At 34.5% G+C, this 7716-nt stretch carries 8 protein-coding genes; 2 read left to right on the top strand and 6 right to left on the bottom strand.

Annotation, left to right across the window (positions count from 1 at the left end):
• The coding region (locus tag A9G11_RS14460) for a hypothetical protein (protein WP_218056122.1) at window positions 1-851 on the top strand (851 nt) is incomplete at its 5' end.
• Window positions 852-930: 79 nt separating this feature from the next.
• Window positions 931-1917: a hypothetical protein gene (locus A9G11_RS10335; RefSeq protein WP_065619533.1), complete on the top strand. Its 987-nt coding sequence runs from the start codon at window positions 931-933 to the stop codon at window positions 1915-1917.
• Window positions 1918-2071: 154 nt separating this feature from the next.
• Here the strand turns inward: A9G11_RS10335 and flgJ are convergent, their stop codons facing one another.
• The 6 genes from flgJ to flgE are packed head-to-tail and all read right to left on the bottom strand — an operon-like array spanning window position 2072 to window position 7707.
• Entirely contained in the window at window positions 2072-3091 is a 1020-nt protein-coding gene (flgJ, locus tag A9G11_RS10330; RefSeq protein ID WP_081298530.1) for a flagellar assembly peptidoglycan hydrolase FlgJ, read from the bottom strand.
• 18 nt (window positions 3092-3109) lie between these two features.
• Entirely contained in the window at window positions 3110-4219 is a 1110-nt protein-coding gene (locus A9G11_RS10325; RefSeq protein ID WP_065619532.1) for a flagellar basal body P-ring protein FlgI, read from the bottom strand.
• A gap of 11 nt (window positions 4220-4230) precedes the next feature.
• Window positions 4231-4908, bottom strand: a complete 678-nt coding sequence (locus A9G11_RS10320) for a flagellar basal body L-ring protein FlgH (protein WP_081298529.1) — start codon at window positions 4906-4908, stop codon at window positions 4231-4233.
• 22 nt (window positions 4909-4930) lie between these two features.
• Window positions 4931-5713, bottom strand: a complete 783-nt coding sequence (flgG, locus tag A9G11_RS10315) for a flagellar basal-body rod protein FlgG (protein ID WP_065619530.1) — start codon at window positions 5711-5713, stop codon at window positions 4931-4933.
• A gap of 12 nt (window positions 5714-5725) precedes the next feature.
• Window positions 5726-6481 (bottom strand): flagellar basal body rod protein FlgF, encoded by a 756-nt coding sequence (locus tag A9G11_RS10310; RefSeq protein ID WP_065619529.1) that lies wholly within the window; start codon window positions 6479-6481, stop codon window positions 5726-5728.
• A gap of 14 nt (window positions 6482-6495) precedes the next feature.
• Window positions 6496-7707, bottom strand: coding sequence for a flagellar hook protein FlgE (gene flgE / locus A9G11_RS10305; protein ID WP_065619528.1), 1212 nt, complete (start codon window positions 7705-7707; stop codon window positions 6496-6498).
• Window positions 7708-7716 lie beyond the last annotated feature (9 nt).

Raw genomic sequence — 7716 nt, 5'->3', positions numbered from 1 at the left:
GTAAACTAGATATGCAAAAATTAGAACAAGATTGTACACTTCCTTTAAACTACGAAGAACTTGATGCTTCAAAACAAGCTGAAATAGATAAACGTTGTTGGTTACATAACTTTAATTTTGATTTGCATAACTTGATTGATAAAAAAACGGTGATATATCAAAAAAATGATTTAATACTAGAATTAAATAAAGAAAATTTTAATTATACACAGGAGGATGGTATTTATTCTGGTTCTAAATTGATTTTATCTTTAATCAAAAATAATGAAATTAAAGATAAAATAATCCTAGCCAATGGTTTTTCTAATGAAACTACTTTACTTTCAGTTGGTTATCAATATTACTATATCGCACCCAGTGGTGATATTTATACTTTATCTTTTATGGAAATGGATAATGGAATCGTTCCTCAAATATGGATACATTATAAAATTGATGAGAAACGTTTAAAATTCAATTTAGTTCAGATATATAAATATCGCTATCAAATTACCCTTCCTGATAATTTAACGGTATTTCCCAATCCCGATAAAGAGGGATATTATCAAAAAGGTCAATTTGAGAGGTGCCTAAAAAATGAATCCGAAGAGGGTTGTAATTTAGAAGATATTTATCTTTATAATCTCCAGCAATTAAAACAGAAAGCAGGGCAACTTGTTCAAAAAGCTAATACAACTAAAAATTTATTTACTCCACTCAAAAAAAAACGAGATAAATTATGTTTAAATAAAAATAATCTGTTAGATAACGATGATTTATTTCCTAATCTCAATCGTAATGAGCTGATTTTATGTGAGATAAAACAATTAAAGCAAGATATAAATAGTGTCAAAAAAGAGTTAGCTAAATAGTACAGGAGGGAATAGATACAAATAATGTGCAATATAAAATTAATTAAATTTGTATTTTGAAGAGATTAAGGAATAACTTATGAAATATTCATTTTATATTGGCATTATTTTTTCTTTATTTAGTACATATTGTTATAGCCAATCCTTTGATATAGATGAAAAATATCGTGGAGATCCATTTTTCAGTAAAATAGATATGCAAAAATTAGAACAAGATTGTACTTTTCCCTTAAACTACCCAGAACTGGATTACTCAAAGCAAGTTGAAGTAAATAAACGTTGTCCGTTATATTATAATTTTAGTTCTTATTTTAGTAATGTGAATCACTTGATTGATAAAAAAACGGTGATATATCAAAAAGATGATTTAAAACTAGAATTAAATAAAGAGAGTTATCGCTATAAAGAAGATGTGAATGAATATTCAAATGGCGATGAGTATACTGGTGAAAAATTAATTTTATCCCTAATCAAAAATAATGAAGTTAAAGATAAAATAATCCTGGCTAATGGTTTTAATAATGAAACTACTTTACTTTCAGTTGGTGATCAATATTACTATATCGCACCCAGTGGCGATATTTATACTTTATCCTTAATCGCAATGGATGATGGGATCTTCCCTCAATTATGGATGCATTATAAAATTGATGAAAAAAACTTAAAATTTAATTTAGTTCAGATATATGAAAGCCGCTATCAAATTACCTATCCTGATAATTTGACGGTATTACCCAATCCCTATAGAGACGAACATTATAAAAAAGGGCAATTTGATAAGTGCTTAAGAGATCCCTCTGAAGATGATTGTAATGAAGAAGATGTTTATCGTTATTATCTCAAGCAATTAAAACAGAAAACCGGACAACTAGCCCAAAAAGCTAATACAACTAAAAATTTATTTACTCCACTCAAAAAGAAACGGGATAAATTATGTTTAGATAAAAATACTTTGATAGGTAACGGTTACTTATTTCCATATCTTGATTATAGTGAGCTTACTTTATGTGAGATAAAACAATTAAAACAAGACATAAATATTATCGAAAAAGAGTTAGCTAAATAGTATAAGGGTGTAATAGATACAAATAATATGCAATATAAAATTAATTGTACTAGCTCAAACCTAACCTGACATGCCCACTTTGACACTGCATTAATTTCCTTTAAATTTTGTTAAAAGAAAAGGTGGGGTTATTCCTATTTATTATTTTTTATTATCAATTAAATGCAATTTGCTTAAAACCAGATGCATTGATCATGTGGTTGTTTTTGGCAATTTGTTCAATACGATTAATAATTTGGATAAGTTTATTACTGTATTCTGGGTCTGTTGCATAATGCGCTGCTTGTAACTCTTTGGCAGCAGTTCTGGCATCAGGAGCTTTGACAACACCACGATAACGAGGATTTTTCGTTAATAAATTAAGATAATCAGTTAAAGCATGTTGTTTGCTATTGTAGACTTTAAACTCATCCTGAATTTTAATCATGGTATTATTGATATATTCTTGAGTGGTTAAGCGAGTAGAACGGCCTTGCCATGATGAAGTGGATTTTATACCAAAGTAATTATGACTTGACTGATTATTCTCTGTTTTGATTTGCTTTTGCCCCCACCCTGTTTCTAGTGCTGCTTGTGCAATAATGACTTCGTATGGAATACCTGATTTTTTAGCAGCTTGCTTTGCTGGCTCCAACCAATCTTTAACAAATTCTGTTACATAATCTTCTTCAATCGTGTCATCGGTTGTTAACTTTGGTAAACTTTTACTTTGCTGTAAAGATGTTTCATTATTATTGCGATAAAGCATTTGTCCTAACGCTTGAGGCGTAAGATTAGAAGATGCTTTACCAAACAAAGATTTAGCTAAATGAAGATTCTGCTGGGAATTATTTGCATGTGATTGAGCTTGTATATTGGTTTGCGATGAGACATTAGCCGTTAATTGTTTGGTGATAATATCAGCTAATCCCAATCCCTTTCCTGCAGCTTGTTGCGCAATTTGTTGATCAAACATTGCTGTAAATAATTGAGATGAGGTTTGATTAAATAAACCACCTTCTGGCACAGCTTTACGCATACTTTGCATCATCATATTAATAAATAATGATTCAAATTGTTGTGCTACTTGTTCAACGCTCTCGGTAGAGCCTTTAGCTGCATGTTGTTTTAATTGATTAAGACCCGTTAAATCATAAGCAAAGCGGTTTAACGATTGACCAATTATATTACGCATATAATATCTTCTTTTCGATTAGATTGTTTCTAAGGTAGCATGTAAACAACCTGCGGTTTTCAGTGCTTCAAGTATCGACATTAATTCGGTTGGGTTAGCTCCAAGTGAATTTAATGAATTAATAACGTGATTTAAATCTGCGCCAGACGGTACATTATGAAGCGCGCCACCTTGTTGCTCTATACTAACTTGACTCTCAGGTATCACTACCGTTTCTCCCCCTGCCAATGGGGTATTCGGTTGGCTGACCGTTAATTTATTATTAACAATGATTGATAAATTTCCATGTGCGACAGCGCAATTATCTAATTTAACCTTTTGATTCATCACAACTACACCTGTTCGGGTATTGATTACCACTTTTGCTGACATTGGTGTACTTGCAATATTGAGATTTTGTATTCGTGATAAAAACTGTACCCGATCATTGCTTTCCTTTGGCATTTTTAAAGCAATGGTCATGCCATCTAATGCCGTAGCACTATTTTTTTGTAATTTATTAATCGCTTCCGATATTTTTAATGCTTGGGTAAAATCGAATTGATTTAAATGCAAATGTATAACATTTTGTTTATCTAAACTTGTGGCTAACTCTCGTTCAATTGTCGCCCCACTAGGTATAGTTGCACCAGCCATTTGATTAATAGTGACACTACTACCTCCATTAGCACTAGCCCCCATACCGCCAACAAAGAGATTTCCTTGTGCAATAGCATAGACTTGATTATCTGTTCCTTTTAATGGCGTCATAATGAGCGTACCACCACGTAAACTTTTGGCATTACCTAAAGAAGAGACAACTACATCTACTTGTTGCCCTACACGAGCAAAAGACGGTAACTTGGCAGTTACCATAACTGCAGCAACATTTTTTAATTGCATATTACTGCCAGACGGAACAGTTATACCTAATTGCGATAACATATTAGTAATACTTTGAATTGTAAAAGGTGTTTGTGATGTTTGATCTCCTGTTCCATCAAGGCCAACTACAATACCATAACCAACAAGAGCATTTTCTCTTACACCTTGAATCGTAACTAAATCACGAATACGTTCAGCATGACTTATTGGTACAACCAGTATTATCAAAATAAAGCAGATAAATATACGCCATTTTTTTAACATAGACATACTCTTTAAAAAGGTGAAAGATTCAAAAATAGACGTTGTAACCAACCCATTGTTTGCGCTTCATCAATATAACCATTACCGACATATTCAATACGAGCATCAGCAACTTGTGTGGAAATTACCGTATTATTACCACTAATTGTTCTTGGATTGACCACTCCGGAAAAGCGAATAAATTCTGTGCCTTGATTAATCGCAATCTGTTTTTCACCAATGACTTTTAAATTGCCGTTAATCATGACATCTTGCACGGTAACAGTTATGGTGCCACTAAAGGTATTTTTAGCATTAGCTCCCCCAGATCCTTTAAAATCATTTTCACCGGAAATATCTGTATCTACTTTGCCTCGACCGACCAAACCGTCAAGAAAAGTGGGTACGGCTTTTACGCCAATATTGGCACTTCCGTTACGTCCGGCATTAACAGATGAACTTTTGCTGGCACTCACATTTTCTTGTAATACGATAGTTAATACATCACCAATATTACGTGGACGGCGATCTTCAAACATAGGCTGATAACCAAAACTACTTGGTTGTACCGATTGAAAAATGGAACCATTAGCATTGACGATTTCAGGCATTTGAGGGACAACACTGGTTTGACCTTCAACTAAGGCTTTTTTGGGTAGTTGCGCACAACCACATAAAATCAATACCAATAAAATACAAAAATATCTCATTACACCTAACATATTGTTAAATTTATAGCTGATTTAATCGTTGTAACATTTGGTCAGAAGCAGAAATCGCTTTACTGTTGATTTCATAAGCTCGCTGAACCTGAATCATATTGACCAATTCTTCTGCGACATTAACGTTAGAAGTTTCGGTATAACCTTGATATAACAAACCTGCACCATTTAATCCAGGTGTGTTTTCGGTAGGTGCGCCGGAACTTTCTGTCTCTAAATAAAGGTTTTCACCCATACTTTCCAAACCAGCATCATTAATAAAAGTATGTAATGTTAATTGACCGACTTGTACTTGAGTCGATTGATTAGCTAAGGTCACATTAACGATGCCATCTCGCGCAACCGTCATCTTTATCGCATTAGAGGGTATATTAATGGTTGGCTGGATTTCATAACCTGCTGCAGTAACCAATTGACCATTTTGATTGACCTGAAACGTACCGCTTCGAGTATAAGCTTGTGTTCCGTCAGGTAATAAGACTTGAAAAAAGCCTTGTCCATTAATGGCGACATCATTACTATTATCCGTTAATTCCAAATTTCCTTGGCTATGAACCCGTTCAGTAGCAACTGGACGAACTCCTGTTCCAATTTGTAATCCAGAAGGTAAAGTTGTTTGTTCTGAAGATTGCGCTCCTGGTTGACGAATGGTTTGATACAATAAATCTTCAAATACTGCTCTTTGCCGTTTAAAACCACTGGTACTCACATTGGCTAAGTTATTGGAAATGACATCCATATTCATTTGTTGTGCCGATAATCCAGTTTTGGCAATCCATAATGATTTAATCATCGTTCTTCCTACTTAAGTTAATGATAAAATTTGATTCGCTTTTTGGGCATTTTCATCGGCTGTAATGATTTCTTTCATCTGCATTTCGAATTGGCGAGAATGACTGATTAAATCAACCATTGCAGAAACCGGATTAACATTACTGCCTTCTAATACACCAGACATGACTATTGCTTTAGGGTTATCGGGTAATACCGTACCACGTGTATTACGGGTTTCTTCAGTTAATTGAAAAAATCCATTATCACCGCGCACTATTTCATCGCGTTTTAGTTGTACTCGTTTTATTTTGCCAACTTGAGCAATGGTTGTCGGTTTATCCCCTGCCCCTAAAGCGGTCAATGTTCCGTCACTGCTAACACTGACTTGAGATCGTTGTGGTACAGTTAAAATTCCATTATCACCAATTAAAGGATATCCTTGAATATTTAAGGTGCCATCTTCATCAATTTGAATGGCTCCATTGCGAGTATAAGCCTCGCTACCATCGGCTAACTGTATTGCTAGCCAATTATCCTCAGTTAAAGCAACATCCAACTCTCGCCCGGTATAATTAAATGCCCCTAGCGTTGTATCAAATGTTGGTGTTGTTGCTGTTACCATTGTCCGTGTTGGCATGTCATTTCCTATTACAGGAACAGCTTTCATCGCTGTCAATTGCGCTCTAAATCCAACCGTTGATACATTAGATAGATTATTTGTAGTAATTGACTGTCGATTCAGTACCTGACTGGCTGCTGACATAGCGGTATAAATAACACGATCCATTGGTTATCCTTAAGTTAACGTAAATTTACTAATGTGTTGAGAATTTGATCTTGGGTTTTAATGGTTTGCGAATTAGATTGATAATTACGCTGAGCCACAATCATATTGACTAACTCTTGACTCATATCAACATTTGATGACTCTACCGCTCCATTAGTTAATGAACCTAATGTACCTGAGTTAGCCGTACCCAATACTTCTGCACCTGAATTAATCGTTGATCGCCAATTGTTATTTCCTGCCGACTCTAATCCATTTACATTGGCGAAATCTGCCATGGCAATTTGACCTAATAACATGGTTTGTTGGTTAGAGTAGATACCATAAATTGAACCGTCATCATTAATACTATAGCCAACTAAATCTCCGGGCGCATATCCATTTACAACAGGCGTTTTTATACTACCTATTTCTTTACCCATATTTTGTTGTGAACTATTAGCTAAAGATAAAGTAAAAGTATTATCGGCAGAGCCATTTATGCCCTTAATATTAATGGTCATTTCAGGATCACTAATCAATTTACCAGAAGCATCGAACTCCATTTGACCAACTTTTGTTAAAGCACCATTAGGATCACTACTATCAAGGTAGTGAACATCCCATTGATTATCTGCTGTTTTTACATAAAACAGTTGAATATTTCGTTGATTACCCAAAGAATCATAAGTGGTAATCGTTGTTGAATAGTTGAAAGTATCTGCATCAAGTGAATTAACTGGTTGTTTTTCAGGGATCTGACTATTTGAATTTAAATTGGTCTGTAACGATGCTTTGGTGGTAGCGGATGCATTTAACATTTCTTGTGAGATTTTTAATGGGCCAGGCGCAGTACCTTGCTGTATTGTAGGTGGTGTGCCTGTGGCAAGATATCCCGTTAAATGAAAACCGTCAGCCGAAATAATGTTTCTTTCTGAATCTAACTGAAATTGACCATTACGTGTATAGTAAACTTGCCCGTTGCTATCAACTAAACGAAAAAAACCATTGCCAGAAATAGCAACATCTAAGCTGTTATTTGTCGTTGTAGTGGTTCCGTCATTAAAATTTTGCATTACCGCGGCAACTTTAACGCCCATCCCTACTTTTGAACCGGCATACATATCGGCAAAAGAGATACTGGCACTTTTAAATCCGACTGTTGCTGAATTGGCAATATTGTTGCCAATAACATCCAATTGTTTTGATGCGGCATTCATACCACTTATTGCTTGAGAGAATCCCATATGAATTTT

The organism is Gilliamella sp. wkB108, from assembly GCF_001690195.1.
GTDB lineage: Bacteria > Pseudomonadota > Gammaproteobacteria > Enterobacterales > Orbaceae > Gilliamella > Gilliamella apicola_L.
The sequence above is the reverse complement of the archived record's forward strand: the minus strand, read 5'-3'. Positions and strand labels throughout refer to the sequence as shown.

Excerpts from the sequence above, each read along its gene's own strand:
- A9G11_RS10335 (WP_065619533.1), top strand. The coding sequence starts at position 931 with ATGAAATATTCATTTTATATTGGCATTATTTTTTCTTTATTTAGTACA.
- flgJ (WP_081298530.1), bottom strand. The coding sequence starts at position 3,091 with ATGCGTAATATAATTGGTCAATCGTTAAACCGCTTTGCTTATGATTTA.
- A9G11_RS10325 (WP_065619532.1), bottom strand. The coding sequence starts at position 4,219 with ATGTTAAAAAAATGGCGTATATTTATCTGCTTTATTTTGATAATACTG.
- A9G11_RS10320 (WP_081298529.1), bottom strand. The coding sequence starts at position 4,908 with ATGAGATATTTTTGTATTTTATTGGTATTGATTTTATGTGGTTGTGCG.
- flgG (WP_065619530.1), bottom strand. The coding sequence starts at position 5,713 with ATGATTAAATCATTATGGATTGCCAAAACTGGATTATCGGCACAACAA.
- A9G11_RS10310 (WP_065619529.1), bottom strand. The coding sequence starts at position 6,481 with ATGGATCGTGTTATTTATACCGCTATGTCAGCAGCCAGTCAGGTACTG.
- flgE (WP_065619528.1), bottom strand. The coding sequence starts at position 7,707 with ATGGGATTCTCTCAAGCAATAAGTGGTATGAATGCCGCATCAAAACAA.